Source organism: uncultured Formosa sp., assembly GCF_947500765.1.
Lineage (GTDB): Bacteria > Bacteroidota > Bacteroidia > Flavobacteriales > Flavobacteriaceae > Formosa.
This window is the reverse complement of record NZ_CANMTH010000002.1, coordinates 19,101-40,737: the sequence shown is the minus strand read 5'-3', so window position 1 is coordinate 40,737 and position 21,637 is coordinate 19,101. Positions and strand designations below refer to the sequence as shown.

At 33.4% G+C, this 21,637-nt stretch carries 15 protein-coding genes; 9 read left to right on the top strand and 6 right to left on the bottom strand.

The features are described 5' to 3' along the window. The first annotated feature begins 30 nt into the window (after positions 1-30). The 5 genes from Q1B05_RS03290 to Q1B05_RS03270 all read left to right on the top strand — a co-directional run bounded on the left by Q1B05_RS03290 (position 31) and on the right by Q1B05_RS03270 (position 5,599). Positions 31-840, top strand: a complete 810-nt coding sequence (locus Q1B05_RS03290; protein ID WP_299777544.1) for a glycogen/starch synthase — start codon at positions 31-33, stop codon at positions 838-840. Between the two features lie 22 nt (positions 841-862). After that, positions 863-1,420 (top strand): hypothetical protein, encoded by a 558-nt coding sequence (locus tag Q1B05_RS03285; protein ID WP_299777542.1) that lies wholly within the window; start codon positions 863-865, stop codon positions 1,418-1,420. Between the two features lie 18 nt (positions 1,421-1,438). Then, complete coding sequence (glmS, locus tag Q1B05_RS03280; RefSeq protein ID WP_299777540.1) at positions 1,439-3,289, top strand: glutamine--fructose-6-phosphate transaminase (isomerizing); 1,851 nt, start codon at positions 1,439-1,441, stop codon at positions 3,287-3,289. 431 nt (positions 3,290-3,720) lie between these two features. Continuing rightward, on the top strand, positions 3,721-5,229 hold the full coding sequence (gene atpD / locus Q1B05_RS03275; RefSeq protein WP_299777538.1) for a F0F1 ATP synthase subunit beta: 1,509 nt from the start codon (positions 3,721-3,723) through the stop codon (positions 5,227-5,229). 76 nt (positions 5,230-5,305) lie between these two features. After that, a complete protein-coding gene (locus tag Q1B05_RS03270; RefSeq protein WP_299777536.1) occupies positions 5,306-5,599 on the top strand; it encodes a hypothetical protein in 294 nt (97 codons plus the stop codon). Positions 5,600-5,738: 139 nt separating this feature from the next. Here Q1B05_RS03270 and umuD read toward each other — a convergent pair whose 3' ends face one another. The 4 genes from umuD to Q1B05_RS03250 all read right to left on the bottom strand — a co-directional run bounded on the left by umuD (position 5,739) and on the right by Q1B05_RS03250 (position 10,604). Further along, positions 5,739-6,179 (bottom strand): translesion error-prone DNA polymerase V autoproteolytic subunit, encoded by a 441-nt coding sequence (gene umuD, locus Q1B05_RS03265; RefSeq protein WP_299777534.1) that lies wholly within the window; start codon positions 6,177-6,179, stop codon positions 5,739-5,741. Further along, the gene (locus Q1B05_RS03260) at positions 6,176-7,432 is read right to left on the bottom strand and encodes a Y-family DNA polymerase (RefSeq protein ID WP_299777532.1); all 1,257 of its coding nucleotides are present in this window, start codon (positions 7,430-7,432) and stop codon (positions 6,176-6,178) included. The genes umuD and Q1B05_RS03260 overlap by 4 nt, the downstream gene beginning before the upstream one ends. A gap of 107 nt (positions 7,433-7,539) precedes the next feature. Then, the gene (locus Q1B05_RS03255; RefSeq protein WP_299777530.1) at positions 7,540-8,889 is read right to left on the bottom strand and encodes a sugar MFS transporter; all 1,350 of its coding nucleotides are present in this window, start codon (positions 8,887-8,889) and stop codon (positions 7,540-7,542) included. A gap of 215 nt (positions 8,890-9,104) precedes the next feature. Next, positions 9,105-10,604 carry a PLP-dependent aminotransferase family protein gene (locus tag Q1B05_RS03250; protein WP_299777528.1) on the bottom strand — a complete coding sequence of 500 codons (1,500 nt, stop codon included), beginning with the start codon at positions 10,602-10,604 and terminating at the stop codon, positions 9,105-9,107. A gap of 71 nt (positions 10,605-10,675) precedes the next feature. Here Q1B05_RS03250 and Q1B05_RS03245 point away from each other — a divergent pair, with 71 nt between their 5' ends. From Q1B05_RS03245 to Q1B05_RS03235, 3 genes are read left to right on the top strand one after another with little or no spacing between them, the layout of a single operon-like run. Further along, on the top strand, positions 10,676-12,496 hold the full coding sequence (locus Q1B05_RS03245) for a TonB-dependent siderophore receptor (RefSeq protein ID WP_299777526.1): 1,821 nt from the start codon (positions 10,676-10,678) through the stop codon (positions 12,494-12,496). A gap of 49 nt (positions 12,497-12,545) precedes the next feature. Then, the gene (locus Q1B05_RS03240; RefSeq protein WP_299777525.1) at positions 12,546-13,409 is read left to right on the top strand and encodes a cupin-like domain-containing protein; all 864 of its coding nucleotides are present in this window, start codon (positions 12,546-12,548) and stop codon (positions 13,407-13,409) included. Between the two features lie 41 nt (positions 13,410-13,450). Continuing rightward, a complete protein-coding gene (locus tag Q1B05_RS03235) occupies positions 13,451-13,939 on the top strand; it encodes a DUF6646 family protein (protein ID WP_299777524.1) in 489 nt (162 codons plus the stop codon). A 53-nt stretch (positions 13,940-13,992) separates the two neighbouring features. On the opposite strand, the gene Q1B05_RS03230 is transcribed toward Q1B05_RS03235, so the two are convergent. Beyond that, positions 13,993-14,466 carry a regulatory protein RecX gene (locus Q1B05_RS03230; RefSeq protein WP_299778717.1) on the bottom strand — a complete coding sequence of 158 codons (474 nt, stop codon included), beginning with the start codon at positions 14,464-14,466 and terminating at the stop codon, positions 13,993-13,995. Between the two features lie 199 nt (positions 14,467-14,665). Here Q1B05_RS03230 and Q1B05_RS03225 point away from each other — a divergent pair, with 199 nt between their 5' ends. Further along, a complete protein-coding gene (locus Q1B05_RS03225) occupies positions 14,666-19,159 on the top strand; it encodes a choice-of-anchor D domain-containing protein (RefSeq protein WP_299777523.1) in 4,494 nt (1,497 codons plus the stop codon). A 50-nt stretch (positions 19,160-19,209) separates the two neighbouring features. On the opposite strand, the gene Q1B05_RS03220 is transcribed toward Q1B05_RS03225, so the two are convergent. Continuing rightward, a complete protein-coding gene (locus Q1B05_RS03220) occupies positions 19,210-21,621 on the bottom strand; it encodes a TonB-dependent siderophore receptor (protein WP_299777522.1) in 2,412 nt (803 codons plus the stop codon). Between the last annotated feature and the right edge of the window lie 16 nt (positions 21,622-21,637).

The following is a 21,637-nucleotide window of genomic DNA, read 5'->3' as shown; positions in this document are numbered from 1 at the left end:
TATTTTGAATTCTCAAAAGCCCAGTAATTTATGAAAGATAAGAGGATATTATATGTATCATCTGAAGTAGTTCCTTATTTACCTGAAACTGAAATCTCATCTATGTCGTTTGAGACGCCTAGAATGGTAAATCAACAAGGTGGTCAAATCAGGATATTTATGCCTAGATATGGAAACATTAACGAGAGAAGACATCAACTACACGAAGTTATTAGATTATCTGGTATAAACCTAGTAATTAACGACTTAGATATGCCACTTATTATTAAAGTAGCATCAATTCCTAAAGAACGTATTCAAGTATACTTTATAGACAACGACGAATACTTTAAGCGAAAAGCAACACTAACAGATGAAAATGGCGCCTTATTTTCAGACAATGACGAGCGTGCTATTTTCTTTGCAAAAGGTGTTATAGAAACAGTTAAAAAACTAAACTGGGCGCCAGACATTATACATGTTCATGGATGGCTAGCCTCTTTACTTCCTTTATATTTAAAAGAATATTTTGCTGAAGAACCATTATTTAACGACAGTAAAGTTGTAACTTCTATCTATAATCAAGGTTACGAAGGTACTTTAAATAAAGATATGGGGACTAAGGTTAAATTTGACAACATTAACGATGATGTTGTTAAAACGTTAAGCGAACCAACTTATAATAACCTAATGAAGGTTGCCATAGATTATTCTGATGCAATTATTATTGGTTCTGAAGACATTCCTGAAGAATTAAAATCGTATTTAGAAACCTCTAAGAAACCTGTGTTAGGATATAAAAACAAAGAAGAATTTGGCGAAGCGTATTCTAACTTCTACATGACAGAAGTTTTAAAATAATTCGCTTTATTTCATAAAATACATGAAAAAAGGTTTAAGAACCATTACATTATCTTACTATTTACTGTTATCACTAATCGTTTTTACAGCCTATTACAGGGATTATTTTTCTGATTACGGGCTAAAAACAAATGCAGGCATAGTTTTAAAAATGGTTTCTAACACCAATAATACTCCTTGGGAGAAGAATAATAAAAGTGAATCTAACACAATAACTATTTATAATATCTCCTTGTCTACCAAAATAGATAAGGATGATACTATTTTATGTAAAATAGATTCTTCAATTAAATATTTCCCTATAAAACTCCCTGATTATAAAATCAACTATTTTTTTAATAGTTGTAATACAAAGCATGTAAATGCAAGCATATCACGCTTCAAGCAACAAACAGAGAGTCAAATTACGCATACGTACAAAATAAAAGCAACAGAACATTTTAAAAATATTCTAATAAAAGATTTTACTAATACAGAAAATGATTTAGTTTTATCAACAAACGCAAATAATGCATTGAATACTATAGTATATAGTAACACTATTAATTCGCGTATAACATTAGATATTTATTATTCATAATCGAAAAACTAAAAATTTATGTGTGGCATTGTAGGATATATAGGTTACAGAGAAGCTTACCCAATTGTTATTAACGGACTTAAACGCTTAGAATATCGTGGTTACGATAGCGCAGGTATTGCAATCTATGACGGCGAAGAATTAAAAGTCTGCAAGACTAAAGGTAAGGTTTCAGACCTTGAAGCGCGTGTTGAAAAAGAAATTTTAACCAAAGGTCACGTCGCTATTGGCCATACACGTTGGGCAACACACGGAGTTCCTAACGATGTAAACTCGCATCCTCATTATTCTAATTCTGGTGATTTAGTAATCATTCACAATGGAATTATTGAAAATTACGAGTCTTTAAAAAAAGAGCTTATTACTAGAGGATACACTTTTAAATCGGATACTGACACTGAGGTGTTAATTAATCTGATTGAAGATGTCATGAAAAAAGAAGAAAATCTTAAACTAGGAAAAGCAGTACAAATAGCTCTAAACCAAGTTGTTGGCGCATACGCTATTGCTGTATTTGACAAAAACAAACCCGACGAAATTATTGCTGCTAGACTAGGAAGTCCTTTAGCTATTGGTGTTGGTGAAAACGAGTTTTTTATAGCCAGTGATGCTTCTCCATTCTTAGAATTTACAAAAAATGCAATCTATCTTGAAGATGAAGAATTAGCCATTATTCGTTTAGGAAAACAAATTAAAGTTAGAAAAATTAAAGACGACTCGATGGTCGATCCTTATGTTCAAAAACTTCAATTAAATCTTGAACAAATTGAAAAAGGTGGTTACGATCATTTTATGTTAAAAGAAATTTACGAACAACCTAGTGCAATTTTAGACACATTTAGAGGTAGACTTCTAGCTAATGAAGCTATAATTAAAATGTCTGGAATCGAGGATAATATGAAGAAATTTCTAAATGCAGACCGTATTATTATTGTTGCATGTGGAACTTCTTGGCACGCTGGTTTAGTTGCCGAATATATTTTTGAAGATTTAGCACGAATTCCTGTTGAAGTAGAATATGCCTCAGAATTTAGATACAGAAACCCAATTATTACAGAAAAAGATATTGTAATTGCTATTTCTCAATCTGGTGAAACAGCAGATACTTTAGCAGCAATTAAATTAGCAAAATCTAAAGGTGCTTTTGTTTTTGGAGTCTGTAATGTTGTTGGATCGTCTATCGCTAGAGAATCTGATGCTGGTGCATATACACATGCTGGCCCCGAAATTGGTGTAGCATCTACAAAAGCATTTACAACACAAATTACCGTATTAACATTAATGGCGCTAAGATTAGCAAGAGCTAAAGGAACCATTTCGAGTTCAGATTTCCGTCATCATTTAATTGAATTAGAACTTATTCCTGATAAAGTAAAAAAGGCATTAGAATCTGATGCTTATGTAAACACTATTGCAGAAATTTATAAGGATGCTAAAAACTGTCTTTATTTAGGTAGAGGATTTAATTTCCCAGTTGCATTAGAAGGCGCTTTAAAATTAAAAGAAATTTCTTATATCCACGCTGAAGGATATCCTGCTGCAGAAATGAAACACGGACCTATTGCTTTAATAGACGAGCAAATGCCCGTTATAGTTATTGCGACTAAAAAAGGACATTACGAAAAAGTAGTGAGTAACATCCAAGAAATTAAATCTAGAAAAGGTAAAATTATAGGAATCGTAACAGAAGGAGACGAAAGTGTAAAAAATCTTGCAGATCACGTTATTGAAATCCCTGAATCTTCAGAGTTTTTATCACCTTTATTAACAACTATTCCGTTACAATTATTATCGTATCACATAGCTGTTAAATTAGGTAAAAATGTAGATCAGCCACGTAACTTAGCAAAATCTGTAACCGTAGAATAACAACATTTTTAAGATTATATATAAAGGCATTTGAAACTTCGGTTTTAAGTGCCTTTTTTTGGGTTCATACATTTTCACTCCACTTTCAAATTCACGTTATTTCTAATTATGATATTCAATAAAAAACACAATCTTAAAACTGATAAATAAAACACAAGTAAATAGATAAGGAACATTTCTAATTTATTTAATCAAATTGAGAAACTTAGAGAAACATTCCAAAACATGAGAATTTCCCAAGAAACTAGTCATCTTTACCTCAATATGATAAATACACTAAAAAAAACTAAATATCATCAATTTAAAGGCATTTGTTTTACGTAAAAAAGAGAAAAACATATTTCTTTTTAAATATAAACTATTATATTTGCAGCGCGAAAAAATAGTTATTTTTCAAGAAAATTAAGCAAAAATCTATAAACATTTAAGTAATGTCAAAAGTTACAGGTAAAGTTGCACAAATCGTTGGTCCAGTTATCGATGTTGTATTCGACTCAGAAGGAGCTCTTCCAAAAATTTACGATTCATTAGAAATTACAAGACCTGATGGTACACTTCTAATATTAGAAGTACAATCTCACATTGGTGAGGATACTGTTCGTACTATCGCGATGGACTCTTCAGATGGATTAAGTAGAGGTACAGAAGTAGTAGCTACTGGATCTCCAATACAAATGCCTATTGGAGGTGATGTATATGGTAGACTTTTCAATGTAATTGGAGATGCTATTGATGGTTTAGGAAACTTACCAAAAGCTGGTGAGTCTGGATTACCAATCCACAGACAAGCCCCTAAATTTGAAGATTTATCAACATCTACAGAGGTTTTATTCACAGGTATTAAAGTAATTGATTTAATTGAACCTTACGCAAAAGGAGGTAAAATTGGTTTATTCGGAGGTGCTGGTGTTGGTAAAACAGTATTGATTCAAGAATTAATTAACAATATTGCAAAAGGTCACGGTGGACTTTCAGTTTTTGCTGGAGTTGGAGAACGTACACGTGAAGGAAATGACCTTTTAAGAGAGATGTTAGAGTCAGGTATTATTAAATACGGAGACGACTTTATGCACTCTATGGAAGAAGGCGGATGGGATTTATCTAAAGTAGATAAAAACATCATGAAAGAATCTAAAGCAACTTTCGTATTCGGACAAATGAACGAACCACCAGGAGCACGTGCACGTGTTGCATTATCTGGATTATCTATCGCAGAATATTTCCGTGATGGTGCTGGAGATGGTCAAGGTAAAGACGTTCTTTTCTTCGTAGACAACATTTTCCGTTTTACACAAGCTGGTTCAGAGGTATCTGCATTATTAGGCCGTATGCCTTCTGCTGTAGGTTACCAACCAACATTAGCAACAGAAATGGGTGCAATGCAAGAACGTATTACATCAACTAAAACAGGATCTATTACATCTGTACAAGCGGTTTACGTACCTGCGGATGATTTAACTGACCCTGCTCCTGCTACAACCTTCGCTCACTTAGATGCAACAACTGTATTATCTCGTAAAATTGCAGAACTTGGTATTTACCCTGCGGTAGACCCGTTAGATTCTACTTCTAGAATTTTAACAGCAGATATCTTAGGTAAAGATCATTACGAGTGTGCACAAAACGTAAAAGAGTTATTACAACGCTATAAAGAATTACAAGATATTATTGCAATTTTAGGTATGGAAGAATTATCTGAAGAAGATAAATTAGCCGTAGGTAGAGCAAGACGTGTACAACGTTTCTTATCTCAACCATTCCACGTTGCAGAACAATTTACAGGTATCCCAGGAGTTTTAGTAGATATTAAAGAAACTATTAAAGGATTTAATATGATTATGGCTGGTGAATTAGATCACTTACCAGAAGCAGCATTTAACCTTAAAGGTTCTATTGAAGAAGCTATCGAAACAGGAGAGAGAATGTTAGCCGAAGCATAATAATTGGTTATAGTAAATTATTATTGATTGCACATTTTACCAACAATTATTTACTACTAACAAACAACTATAAACTATGTATTTAGAAATTGTATCGCCAGAAGCGACTTTATTTAGTTCGGAAATAGATGCCGTTAGTGTACCAGGGGCAGATGGAGAGTTTGAAATGCTTAATCATCACGCTGCTATAGTATCTCTTTTAACAGCTGGAACTGTAAAAATTAAGGTACATACTCAAACTCATTTAGATTACGAAAAATTACATCCTGAGGTTACGCCTCATATGTCAGACAATAAAGTATTAATGCTTAAAATTAAGTCTGGTACTTTAGAATCTAAAGACAATAAAATTATAATCTTAGCCGATTAACAATTTTATTACTCATATAAAAAACGCCTCAAAAATTATTTTTTTGAGGCATTTTTAGTTTTATATCAAGGTTAGTTAAAATTACAATGCTAACGCTTTTAAATAGTATTAGAAAATAATCCCTTATACGGATATTAAATCACACTCTTTTTATCACATTAGTTACTATTCCCCAAATCACAAAATCGTTAGCATCTGTAACATGAATAGGCTCGTAGTTAGGATTTTCTGGTTGCAACCACACTTCTCCTCCTTCAACTTTTAAACGTTTTACTGTAAACTCACCGTCTAAGAAACATACAGCAATTTTATTATGGGTAGCAGATAAACTTCTATCTATAACTAACAAATCATTATCATCAAGTCCAGCTCCAATCATAGACTGCCCACTAACACGAGCAAAGAAAGTCGCCTCTTTATTTCGGACCAATTCAACATCTAACGAGAGTCGTTCTTCTTTAAAATCGTCTGCAGGTGAAGGAAATCCTGCTGAAATTCCAGAATCTACAAAAACAGCCCCAGAATCTGGAACAATTTCAGGAGTAAAAAAGGTTAAATTTTGAGTTTTATGTAGCATCATTTTACAATAATAATATCGTTAATATTGGTGGTGTATTTAGGAGACAAACGTTCTTGTTTCATTTTCCATGTACGTTGTAAATCCTGATTTCCTAATTTTATGGTATGCGTTCTATACTTTTTATTTAAAGCATCTATAACATGCATTAAAGGTTTATGTTTCGGGTTTTCTGATGCAAATAAATCTAATTGAAATGCATTATTAGGCACTAACCCTGTAACAACAACACCAGCTCGTTTATATTTTACTCCACCTCGAAATAATTGCTTTGCAGCAGCTACAGCTTGCGTACTTATTATTAAAGAAGAATCGGTTGGATACGGCAAGGTAATCATTTTACTACCATATTCATGTACTTGATCTTTATTATGCCTATCGCTACTTAAATGTACGATAATCATATGGCAACTACATTTCTGTTTCCGTAATTTCTCTGCACAACTTGTTGCAAACGTAGAAATACGTTCAGTAATATTATCTATATCAGCATATGTACTTTCAAAACTACGCGTGGTTGCTATAGATTTTTTAGGAGACGGTTCTTCAAGTCTTAATGTTGGTTTCCCTAATAAATCTTGCTTTAATCGCCATTCTACAATAGAAAATTCTTTTCTAATATAATCGTCGGGAAGTTGTGTAAAATCGTATGCTGTATGACAGTTTTTAGATTTTAATCGCTTTGCTAACCGTTTACCAACGCCCCAAACATCTTCAATTTTAAACCATTTTAAAGCTTTAATACGGGATGCTTCAGAATCTATTAAAAAAACCCCTTTAGTGTGTTCTGGAAATTTACGTGCAATTTTATTGGCAACTTTAGATAATGCTTTTGTAGGAGCAATTCCCACACAAGTTGGGATTCCTGTCCATTTTAAAATACGTGTTCGCATCTCAAGACCGCAATTAGCTAAATTAAAATTTTCATAACCTTTAAACTCTAAAAAAGCTTCATCAATACTATATACTTCAACATCTGGAGTAAACTGTTCTAAAATACGCATAACACGCGTACTCATATCCCCATATAAAGGATAATTTGAAGAAAAAACATGAATATTATGCTGCTTAAAAAAGTCTTCAAATTTAAAAGCTGGTGCTCCCATAGGAAGTCTTAATGCTTTAGCTTCGTCGCTACGTGCAATTACACAGCCATCATTATTAGATAAAATGGCTATAGGTTTCCCCCTTAAACTAGGATTAAAAACCCGTTCGCAAGAGGCGTAAAAATTATTACAATCGACTAAGGCATACATGGGGATAAAGGTACATTTTTTTCATATACACGAATCAAAATGCACAAGCGTTAGGATGTTAAACTTTAATAAAGCATCTTGCTTAAAATTAACATCCTAATTATAAATTATATAAATTTATGTTTTTTCAATCCTATTTTATGTCCATGAATTGCAAAAAACAGAATAAATATATAACACGGAATTAAAATCCAATATCCAGAAGTTGCAGCTTGAGCTGTTGCTGTAGCTTGATCTAGACCGTGAATAATTAACTCTTCTTTTTTAGAATCGACTAAAGCGCCATATAACGGTGGTATAATCGCACCTCCAGAAATAGCCATAATTAGTAAAGCTGAAGCTGTTTTAGTAAATTTTCCCATACCATTTAAAGCCAACGGCCAAATTGCTGGCCATACTAAAGCATTAGAAATTCCAAGTGCTGCTACAAAAAGTACAGATGTAAATCCGGTAGTTGATAAGACACAAATAGCGAAAAAGACACCTAGAATAGCACTTACTTTTAAAGCCAACACTTGACTTACGTATTTAGGTATTAAAAGCACACCTAAAGCATAGGTTCCGACCATAGCAAAAAGCGTCATTAAAGTAAACGATTTGGCTTGTTCTCCTGGCATTCCCAATGCTAATCCGTAAGAAATAATAGTATCACCAGCAATAACCTCGACACCAACATATAGAAATAAAGCCAACACACCTAACCATAAATGTGGAAACTGGAAAACACTAGTTTTTTTAACAATAGCATCACCTTTTATTGCTTCTTCTTCTGCCTCATCTGCCTCTACATGTGGTAAAGGAGCTTTTGTTATTAGTACGGCTAGAATAAATAACACAACAGCCATAATAACATAAGGCATTACCACACTATCGGCCATTTCATTTAGAAGTATTGTTTTTTCATCTAAAGAGACGGTAGTTAATTTATCTTTAATTTCATCTATACCAGAAAGTAAAATTGCTCCAAAAATAAGAGAACCTAACGCACCTGCTACTTTATTTGCTATACCCATAATAGCGATACGTTTAGCAGCACTTTCCATTGGTCCTAAAATAGTAATATATGGATTAGAAGCGGTTTGTAACAATGTCATCCCTAAACCTTGAATAAAAATCCCTGTTAAAAACAATGTATATGTTCGCGCTTCTGCTGCCGGAATAAACACTAAAGCACCAATTCCCATAAGAACTAACCCAAAAGACATTCCTTTTTTATATCCTACTTTTCCTATAATATATGAGGCTGGTAAAGCCATAACAACAAATGAAATATAAGATGCTGAAGCCACTAAATATGATTGTGCATCTGTAAGCTCGTTTATCGTTTTCATAAAGGGAATTAATGCACCATTAATCCAAGTGACGAATCCGAAAATAAAAAATAATCCAGCAATAATTAATATTGGCACTAAAGAAGAATTCTTCGGTGTCGCATGAAGTTCTGAGGTATTAGACATAATGTTTTTAGTAAGTAATTTTAGTTAAAAAGGAACGCTTTGAATCTTATAATTCACATAAAAACATTTAATTTTTTGACTATCAATCAATTAAAACATGCTTAAAGTATAAACCATAAAACAACTTGAATACAAATTACGAGAAATCATTGAAAGTTGTATCATAAATTTAAAAAGTACAGTTTCAAACACATCAAAAACTATAAACTAGAATTTTATGACTGCAAAATAACAGTATCATATATCCGTTTTAAAGTACTTACCACTTCTTCTATTTCTACTTCATTTAGATGCCCAAAACCGAAACGAATAGCACATGTATTTCTATCTTGATACAGAATGGTTGTAGGTATAAAAACATTCTGTTTTTCGGCTTCTTCAGCAAGTTTTAATAATGAAATTTCCGGCTTAAATTGTAACCAAATGGCTAATCCGCCAGAGGGCAATTCCCAATAAATATTATTACCAAAATGCATATTTAGACTTTTGCATAAACAATCGCGACGTTGTTTATAAATGATTATATTCTTCTTAATTAGTCTATTAATTTCACCTTCGTAAATTAATTCGGACAACATTTGTTCTTGAATTAAATCGCCTTGTTGATCTAACAATTGCAAATAATTTTTGGCTTCAGAAATTAAATTTTCTGGAGCAACGACAAATCCTGTTTGAAAACTTGGAAATAATGATTGCCCTAATTTTCCTAAATATATAACAAGCCCATTTGCATCTGAACTTGCTAATGGTAACATGGCAGATCCTTCAAACTGAAAATCGTAATCAAAATCGTCTTCAATAATTGCAAACTTATACTGTTTTGCCAACTGCAAAAGTTTCAATCGTCGCTCTGCACTTAATGTAATTGTAGTAGGATAATCTCTATGCGCGCAAATATAAATGCACCGAATAGATCCTTTTTGGAAATGCGTTTCAATGTAATCAATATCTAATCCGTCTTGATCTACAGGAATGGTTTTTATAGAAGCACCAACTTGCTGAAAAATCATATTTGCCGCATAATTACTTAAGTTTCCCACGAGAACAACATCGTTCTTTTTAATAAGCAACTGAGAGACTATGTATAAACTCATCTCTGTACTTCTTGTACTTATTAAGTTCTTAGGCTTAATATGAAAACCACGTGTTGTGTTTAAATAATTACACAACTGATTTTCAAATTCTGAATAAGAACCATCTCCTACACGATTCCATTTTTTAATTAGAGGTTTCCGTTTCATGGCACTACTGTACCATCTAGAAAACTGAATGGTTGGATGTAAACGTAAATCGGGTTTTCCATCATTAATTACATATTCTGCTTTAGTGACTTTTTGCGTAGAAGCCAAATGCATTGAGTTTTGAAATGGAAAGCCTGTAGTTTTAGAATAGACATATGCCTGATTAAACTGTTGTACGGTCGCTTTAATTTTAGCTGTTGTTTGCTCTGGAAACAACACAAATGTACCTTTGTTTGGAATAATTTCTACCCAACCTTGTGCTGCCAATTCATCGTAAATAGCAACTGCCGTATTTCTATGAATTTGTAACAACTGACTTAAAACTCGAGTTCCAGGTAAAAGTGTTCCTTTTAACAAATACCCACGTTGAATTAAATTTACTATTTGCTCAGAGACTTGTATATATACTGGTTTAGATTTCGTTTTATCAAAATCTATTAATTTTATAAAAAGCGCTTCAACCGGACTATTCATTGTTTTAAAACTGGACTAGTTTAATAGTCCGTAAAGTTACGACATTTGTAACGTTTTTATAATTTTTGAACATGACACCAACTAAATTTTTATCTGTAATTGCAATTCTAACTACAACATTAGCAATATCTCAAGAAGATATGCCTCAAGAAAAGTTAGACGAAGTTATTATAACCTCTAGCAGAATAGAACTTCCTTTTTCTAAAAACTCTAGATCTATAAACATTATTACATCTGAAGACATAAAAGCGTCTGCTGTAACAAATGTTGCCGATTTATTACAGCAAGTTGCAGGTGTAGATATTCGCCGTAGAGGTACTGCCGGCATGCAAGCAGATTTATATATTCGCGGTGGAAGTTTTGACCAAACATTATTACTTATTGATGGTATAAAAGTAGACGATGCACAAACGGGACACCATACGCTAAACATGGCTTTACCTATTGATGTTATAGAACGTATTGAAATTATTTCAGGACCTGCCGCTAGAGTTTTTGGTCAGAATGCATTTACAGGAGCTGTAAATATTGTAACTAAAAAACAAACAGAAGATCTTTTAACTGTAGACACGCAAGCTGGTTCTTTCAATACCTTAAATGCGGCCGTTACTGGTGGCGTAAATTTAAAAAATTCTAACCATATCGTACATGTCTCTAGAAATACGTCTGAAGGTTATAGACATAATACAGATTACGACAATCAGAATTATTTCCTTAAAAGCACATTCAATAAAAGCAAACTCCCAATAAATGTACTGGCAACCATGTCTGAACGTAAATTTGGAGCCAACGGCTTTTACGCTACACCAAGTGCAACAGAACAATATGAAGAAACACAAACAAGTTTAATAGGTGTATCAACAAAAATAAAACATAACAATTGGGTATTTAAACCACAAGTATATTGGAGACGCAACCAAGATATGTATTTATACACCAGAGATCAGCCAACAGGATACAGGAACTTACACATAACTAATAAAATGGGCACAGAGCTTAACGGTTCGTACACTTCTGATTTAGGAATTACAGGTTTTGGTATTGACTTATCTAAGGTTTATATTGTAAGTAATAATTTAGGAGATCACAACCGTTTTATGTCGTCTATGTTCTTAGAACATCAATTTAAAGCTATAAACGACAAGTTTGATATTACACCTGGAATTGCGGTTACTTATTTTTCAGATTTTAAATGGCATGCATTCCCTGGTATTGACTTAGGTTACGAGATTAATTCTAATTTTAAAATCTACGGAAATGTAGGATACACCTATAGAATACCCACATATACAGATTTATACTATAGCGACCCAACAACCCTTGGAAATGAAAATCTAGATCCGGAAGAAGCCATAGCAGAAGAACTTGGAATTAAATATAACCATCAAAATTTCTCTGCATCTCTTGCCCTTTTTAACAGAGATTCTAGAAACTTAATAGACTATACTAAAGCAAATGAAGATGATTTATGGGAAGCCTCAAATATTAGAGAATTAAACACAAAAGGGATAGATGCTTACTTAAATTACAACTTTGAAATGGGTGTTTTCAGTCAAAGTGTAAACACATCCTACACTTATATTAATGATGAAGTTCAGGATATAAATTCCGATTTCTCTAAATATTCTATAAACTCTTTAAAGCATCATTTTGTAGCAAGATACAAATCTCAATTTATAAAAAACATGTCCCAATCTATCATTTATAAATACGCAGAACGTACATCTGGAGACAGCTACTCTGTAGTAGATGCTAGTATAAACTACACCATAAAATCTTTAGAACTATCTGTTATTGCAAATAATATTTTGAATGAAGAATATACAGAAGCAAACCTTGTACCAATGCCTAAAGGTAACCTTGTATTTGGACTAAAATACACCTTTAAATAATATAATGAACTAACATTTTATTAACTTGCACGTTTAATTATTTTTACTTTTGACTTTAAATCTACAAGACATACCTCGTGTAAAAACAATTACAAAGGAGGACTTTATAGCTACGTATTTTAAGCAACAAAAACCTGTGGTTATAGAGCATTTTATAGACGATTGGCCAGCATATTCTAAATGGAATTTAGAATATATTAAAAATATTGCAGGCGATAAAACCGTACCTCTTTACGACGATAGACCTGTAAATTATAAGGATGGTTTTAACGAACCACATTCTAAAATGAAAATGGCAAATTATATTGATTTGCTAAAACGCGAACCTACAAAGTTTAGAATTTTTCTGTGGAATATTTTAAAGGAAGTACCTCAACTTCAAAACGACTTTACGTTTCCTGATTTTGGTATACGCCTCATGCAAAAGTTACCCATGCTGTTTTTTGGCGGAACAGATTCGTATACCTTTATGCATTACGACATTGATTTGGCTAATATTTTCCACTTTCATTTTGAAGGTCAAAAAGAAATTATATTATTCGACCAAAAGCAAAGTAAATACTTGTATAAAGTACCTTATGCATTAATTACTAGAGAAGATATTGATTTTCATAATCCCGATTTAAAAAAATGGCCTGCATTAAAACATGCGCAAGGATATAAAACAGAATTAAACCACGGAGAGGTACTTTATATGCCTGAAGGTTATTGGCATTATATGCGTTATATTACTCCTGGATTTTCTATGAGTTTACGAGCTGTAGCAAGACATCCTAAAAATTTAAGTCGAGCCATTTACAATGTATTTATAATGCGAAATTTCGATAATTTAATGCGAAAAATTAAAGGTCAAAAATGGATTGATTGGAAAAATAAGAAAGCAATAACGATAACTTCTAAAAATAATTCCTAAATTTCAGTATAAAACCTATATTTGACCAAAATTTAAAACCCATGAAAAATCTACTATTAATCGCATGTTTATGCGTAGTTTCATTCGCTAATGCACAAGCTTTCAGAGGCAACGGTGATCAGAAATTTCAAATTGGCGCTAGCTTTCAAGACAATGGTACAGGAATTAATGGTACTTACGATGTTGGTGTAGGCGAAAATATTTCGTTTGGAGTTTCTTCAACTTATGTTCTTGGTGTAAACGACGATTTAGACGCTGACTTTGGTGACCGTTTTGATATTAAAGCCCGTTTTAACGCAAACTTATCTTCTGTAATCGGTATGGATGAATTAGATGTGTACCCAGGATTAAGTTTTAGCACTAAAAATTTTGGAGGTCATGTTGGTGCTAGATATTTCTTTACTGATGGTTTCGGAGTGTATTCTGAAATGAGTTTCCCAATCGCTAAATATGATAGTGGAAATTTAACCTCTGCCGAAAAATTAAACAATCAATTTGTTTTTAATATTGGAGCGTCTTTTAATTTATAAGCCGCACATTATAATTTACAAAAAAGAGCTTCAATAGTATTGAAGCTCTTTTTTTATGGTATTAACTCTTTTACTTTTTCGAAAACCATAGGCGATTCCCAGCCGCGATATAGTAAATAATCGGCTAATTTTTTTCGTTTTTTGTAGGCATTAGACTCTTTAATCGCTTCGCATCTGCGTGCAGCTAAAGCATCAAAAGTGCCATAATAATCTAAAGCATCTAATTCTTTAAGCCCAGTTTGTATATTAAATCGACTTATTTGTCTGCGCTTTAACTCCATAGTTAACCGGTTTCTGCCCCAATGTTTAAATTTAAATTTTCCACGCACATAGGCTTTTGCAAAACGCTCTTCATTTAAAAAATTATGGTCTAATAAATGTACAATTACAGCATCAATAGCATCCGGAATCATGCGCATGCCTCTTAGTTTATCTTGTACTTCTTTATGGCAACGCTCTTGGTAAGCACAATAATGTTCTAAAGCTCGCTTGGCTTCATCTACGGTATATGTTTTATGTGTTTCGATATTCAATTCAAAAAAATTATCACTAATTAAATAGTATTATTTTAATAAAATAAACTCAATATGCGCAATAAATTAACTCAATACATATTGTTTTTACAACAAAACGCAATTTTATTACAAATATTTTACGTAATTTGTAAATACCAATTTCACGTGTATCTTACAAAAGACACCATAAAAGTAACTTATTTCCTCCCATATGAAAAAAAACTACTACTTAACCTTAGTACTAATTTGCTCTATCTTAACTTTTGGTTACGGGCAAATATTTGATAACGACTGTTCCTCTCTAACTAATGATTGGACTTTTAATAATGTAACACAAAACACGAATACGAACACTTGGCGCTTAAATGACGACAGTGCCTATGTTATAAGTGAAACTTTTGGAGCTTATGAAAATTTAGAATTAGTCTCGAGCTTAAGAGGTAATGGAAATAACTCAATCGCTCCAACTTGTACAATCGAAATTTCAGATGACGGTGGATCGACTTGGACCGCTGGATCATATATAGTAACTCCTGTAGCTATAAACAACACCGATTACACCTACAACATTGGTACGCTATCTGGAACCAATAATAAAATAAGATGGAAGGGAACTTCTAGAACCAGACGACTACAGATTAACCAAGTAACCCTAACGGGAGATGCAATCACTACTGGTGGAGATTGTGCTAGTGAATCATTTTCTAACATCGGAGATTCAAGTTCTTATATAACAAGAAATTGGACAGGAGACAACGGTATCGATTGGACAGCTACAGATGCAAGATCTGATCAAGACTTAAATGGTGATGAAGCTATAATGTTAAGAAATGGCTCTTTAACTAATGATAGTTCTTTCCCTGGTGGCTGTGGAGTTGTGACTTTTGATTATGCAAGAATATATACAGGAAATTCAACCCTAAAAGTTTTTATTAACGGCACTCAATATGGAAGTGATATTTCCGTGACTCTTTTATCAAGCACAACCATTTCTACTACAGTTAATGTAAATGGGCCTATAGATATAGAGTTACGCAATAACGGAAACAGAACTTTAATCTCAAATTTAAGCTGGACCTGTTATTCAGGAACCCCTAATCCAGAACTACAATTAGTAGATAATACATCTACAAATCAAAACTGTGGTTACACTATAGATTATGGTAGTCAAGCCATATCTACAAATACAGATCTTACTTTCGATATAGAAAATAATGGTAGTGCAGATTTAGATGTAAGTTCATTAAATATTACAGGAGATTATACTATTGTTTCGCCGGCAACTCCATTCAGTATTACCTCTAGCAGCACACAAACTATGACAATAAGGTTTACACCTTCTACAACAGGTACTAGAACAGGTACAGTTACCATAAACAATAACGATTTAGACGAAGGATCTTGTACCGTAAACTTAACAGGAGAAGGGTACACACCAACTCCAGAGATAGATATTGAAGGCAATACAGGTGCTTCCATACCAAATGGATCAACTGCAAGTGTAGGACATAACACGCTGTTTGCAACAACTGTAATGGGCAACTCAACCGCACCAAAAACATACCATGTGAGTAGTGAAGGTACAGCCGATTTAGATTTAACAAGTATCACCTCATCTAATGCTTCAGAATTTTCAATTTCTTTAAATCCAGGAACAACATCAATCACATCGGGTACTGAAGAAGATTTTGAAATTACATTTTCACCTAGCGGTGTAGGCACCAGAACAGCAACAATTACAGTTATTAGTAACGATGCAGATGAAAACCCGTATACCTTCGAAGTTCAAGGAACTGGAGATTGCGCTGCTGGCACACTAACACTATCACCAGACACCGGACCAATAGGTACTGTAGTCAACATAACATCTACAATTGGTAATTTTGGAGGAGCTACTACAGCAAAAGTTAATGGAATTTCAGCTACCTTAAATGTAATCTCTACATCAGAATTAGAGGTTACAATCCCTGCTGGTGCAACTACCGGAAGTATAGAAATCACAGACGATTTAGGCTGTTTAAGCTCTGATTTATTTACAGTTATAGATCAATTAATTTCTAGTTGTGAAGGTGGTTCAGGAACAACAAGAGACTTATTTATTAGTGAAGTTACAGACCATGGATCTGGATCACACTCTTATGTCGAAATTTATAATGGTACAGGTTCAAGTGTGAGTTTAGCAAACTACGAAATTAGAATACATAATAACGGTAATTCTTCTCCAACAAGCTCTATTGCTTTATCAGGAACTGTAGCTAATAACGATGTATTTGTCTTTGCCTTCGGAAGCACGGATGCCACAACAGCATATGCAAGTCATGGTTATGATCAATCAAGTAATGTAAGTGGTGTTAATGAAAATGATAATATTAGACTATACAATACGCTAACGGGTGACTGGATAGACCTTTGGGGAGATACTTCTGGCACCACCTTTACTGTAGCTAGTAAAAATTACACCTACAGAAGAAAAAACACAGGTATCACAGTACCTAGCACCACTTGGAATGCTAGTGACTGGGATAGTTTTACACCTGTAGACTATACAGATATTGGGGTTTATGATTATTCTACAGGAGCACCTCCGGTTATTAATGATATTACAAGTACAGCAACAGCCTGTAACGAAGCTACAATTACCGTATCTGCAACCGAAGGATTTGCTGGAGGAAATGCACTACAATATGTATGGTATGTATACAAACCAGAAGAATCGGGTTTAGGGTGGCAGACTATTTCTAATGGTGGTATTTACACCACCTCTAGCGCTTCTCCCGATTTAATTATTTCTGATGCGAGTAGTGTTTTAGACTATCAGTACTATTGCGAAGTTAGAGAAGATGATGCTTTGTGCTACGAAGCTTCTAATGCGATACAAGTACTTATAAGCGGAGCCATATGGAATGGTTCTAATTGGGTTTGGGATGATGGTACAGCAACAAATACAGTACCAACTATAGGTACAAATGTTATTATAGACGGAAATTACGACACCTCTACAGGTGGCGCAGAAACAAGTTTTGAAGCCTGTGAATGTACTGTAAATGCAGCAAGTACTTTAATTATAGAAGACAACACTTATGTAGTTATCGGAAACGATCTTACAGTAAATGGTAACATTATTGTTAAAACAGATGGTTCTTTTGTACAAGTTAATGATGATGCCATTGTTGATGGTGATGTATTAACTGATAAAAGTAAAATTGAAGTTGAAAAAGAAACTTCTAATTTAGGTTCATTTTTTGAATACACCTATTGGAGTTCACCCGTTTTAGGAGAAGTTATCGCTGATGGCTTAGCTGAAGCTCATGCTTCTAGAATCTATTGGTTTAACGGACAAAACTTTTTAGATGCAACAAGAGAAGTAAACAATGATAACAGCACACTAGTAGGGCAAGATGATGTTGATGATAATGGTGATGACTGGCAAATTGCAATGGCTGCGACTGTAATGACTCCAGGTATAGGTTTTGCTGCTACCCACAACAAATCTAGCACGTTTCCTAATCAATTTATTTACACTTTCGAAGGTCCATTTAATAACGGCGTTTATAATATACCAATATACAGAAATGACTCAGAAACTAACGACAACAACTGGAATCTTATAGGAAACCCCTACCCTTCTGCCTTAGATGCCGATATATTTTTAAATGCAAATACCAATATAAATCAAACCATTGGCGCTACTAATGGTGCCATTTACTTATGGTCGCAAGCAACACCTGCAGAAGCATCTACAAATGGTAATCAGAATAATAACTATGCACAGAGTGACTATGCTATTATAAATGGTACAGGACAAACTATGGGAGGCGATGGTGTAATGCCAACAAGACATATTCCTTCTGGTCAAGGTTTCTTTGTATCTATGGATAACGGAGCACCTTCTACTATCGTTTCTGGAGATGTTAAAACTACAGATGTTCTTTTTAATAATAGTATGAGAGTTACAGGAAATAACACCCAATTTTTTAGAACAACTACCGCAAATGATGCTAATAAATTATGGGTAAACTTAACAACAGATAATGGTGTCTCGAACCAAATTCTTGTTGCTTATTTAAATGGTGCAACAGATCATGATGATGGCACATATTATGATGCAAAACGAGGCACTTACGAAAATATAAATGCTGTAATATATTCTTTTATACCAACGGCTCCAGAATACAAATATGTAATACAAGCGAAACATTCAAGCAGTTTATCTTTAGAGGAAGTAATTCCGTTAGGTTTCAAATCAACTATTTTAGAACCGACAATTTACACCATTTCCATTCCCCAGTCAGAAGGCGATTTCATGACTGGAAACTCAATATATTTAAACGATAAGTTCCTTAATGCCGTACAAGACCTTTCTGAAAACAATTATTCATTCACCTCTGATAATGGTGTATTTAATGATCGTTTCGAAATTTCATTTACACAAGCAACACTTTCTATAGACGATGTTAGTATTTCATCTAACGACATTAGTATTATAGAATTAGCAAATGGTGAAGTCAAAATTTCAACAAGTAAAAATACAACTATTACAAATGTTGAAATTTTAGATATGTTAGGTCGACGTATATATAGTTTAAAAGGAAATAGCTCTAGCGAAGTGTACAACTTATCTAAACTTAGTCAGGCTGCTTATATAGCAAAAGTGAGACTATCTAACGGACAAACAATTAATAAAAAAGCGGTTAAACAACGGTAACTGTTTAATATTATAAATAAAAAAAGCCTCATTTAAAAATGAGGCTTTTTTTATAAGGTATATTTTAAGGCTAATATTAAATTTCTACCAGGTGCGGAAATACCTGAAGAGTACGGACGATAACGTTGATCTGTTATATTCTCTAAACTTACAGTAAATAAAAATTCAGAATTAAATTTATATTGAGTGCGCACATTTAAAGTATACCAAGATGGCGAGTATGGGTTGCCATCAGAATCACTTGCATAGATATAATCTTTACTTTGTTCTGAAGGCGCTAAATCTGTATACGACATTTCATCATTATACGTAGCAAACGCATCAATAGTAATCTTGTTATATTGCCAAGTAAGATGTGTATTTCCAAAATTTGGAGCTGCATGTCTTAATGGATAATGTTCGCCTTCCTCTACTTCGTAACCACCTATAACATTGTATTGCGATGTCAATTTTAAAGCTTCAGAAAAATAAATCTGTATACCCGCTTCAAAACCATAAATACGAGCTTCGGCTGCATTTTGCATGGCTTGCACGCGACTTTCTTCACCATTATATTCGATATAAGAATCACCATTTAATTCGAAATCACTTCTCACCAAAGCATCATCTAAAAACGTATAATACGTTGCCGCATCAATAATTACTTTATCATTTAAATTAAGGCGCACACTTAAGTCTCCAGTATACGCATATTCGGGACTTATATCATCGTTCGGAACCACAACAGCTCCAGGTTCAGAATCGAAAACCTTACCAACATCATCTATATTAGGTGCTCTAAAAGCTGTAGAAAAATTCAATTTCCATTGTATAACTTCAGCTGGAATCCAGCTCACTCCTGCGGCACCTGTTAATGCTCCTGTATTAATATTGGCTGTATCGAAAGGTAAATTTAAAAACACATTATTTTCTGTAAAATCTGCATGAGCCAACACGTGATTGTAGCGTAAACCTGTTTGCAGAATAAACTGATCACTTGGTTTGTATTTGAAATTAGCGTAGGTAGATATTGACGACCAATCGGAACCATTTGGATATCTTGAAATGGCATCTACAATTGTATTGTCTTCAATATTTTCTTCTTCGCCATAAGAATGTACTTTATTATACACATACTCTAAACCATAAAAGAATTCTGTTTTTTGACTAAGCTGTTTTTCAAAATCTATATTTGCTGAAATAGCATCGACGTGTTCTTTTGTTGAGTTTCTAGTGGTAGATTGGTAATCTCTATCCGTTCTACTTTCTTGAAAATTTTGATAAGCCACATTGGCTTGAAACTTGTCATAAAATGAAGATTGACTACTTAATTTTGTAACTTGAAAATTAGACATAAACCAACGTTGTGGACCGTAATTCCATTCGGCAGAACGTAAATGATCATCTTTATATCTAATCAATCTATCGTATCTTGAATAATCTGACGTGGTAGAGTAATACAATCCTAAATCGTAACTTAAGTTTTGTTTAGGTTCAAATCTTACTTTTTGCATCAGGTTAATTTGGTTATAACCTGTAGGATTTTGGACTTTAGGGTTTGGATTCTCAACAATACGATCTACACCATTTTCTGTAACTACATATTCTGTACGCAAATACTCATCAGGACCATGACTTCCCATTCTTAAATCGTCGAAATCTGTATAACTAACACTACTTAAAAACGCCCATTTTTTCAATCCAATATTAAAATCTAAATGCCCTGTTTTTTCATTATTAGCCGTAGCATAACGGACTACAGAATTTGCAGAAAACTCCTGATTATCTACAAAAGCGAGTTCTGGCTTTTTAGTATAGAAACTCATAACTCCACCAATAGCATCACTTCCGTAAACCACAGACCCTGCCCCTAAAATAACTTCGGTATGGTGAATACTAAAAGGATCTATTGAAATTACATTCTGAATATTTCCAGATCTAAAGATGGCATTATTCATACGCACACCATCAACTGTTATTAATAATCTGTTAGTAGATAGGCCACGAATCATAGGGCTTCCTCCTCCTAACTGGCTCTTTTGCACATATACATTTCCTGTGTTTTCTAAAAGATCTGCACTTGTTTGAGGGTTATTAATAGTAATTTCAGAAGCAGACATTGATAGTACTTTTTGAGGTATATCGCGTTTCATTTGTCCAAATTTAGACACTGAAATCAAAACCTCATCAAGCCCTTCTGTTGTAGGTTCTAAAAATAATTTTGAGTCTGTATTTAATTGAGATTTTTCTATAGAAAACGCTTCAAAAGCTAAGTGTTTAAAAAAAATTGTATCTGTACTTACAAAAGCTTTTATAGACACAACCCCATCTATATTAGAGATTTCACTTTTTGTTTTATCTACATTAAATACCACAACTCCAGATATAGGTTCTTCTGTTTGACTATTTAAAATGGTAATATTTTGAGCTTGTATAGAAAAGGATACAAGAAAAAGTAATCCAAATAGTAATTTTATATTCATATAGAATTTTAGGTCG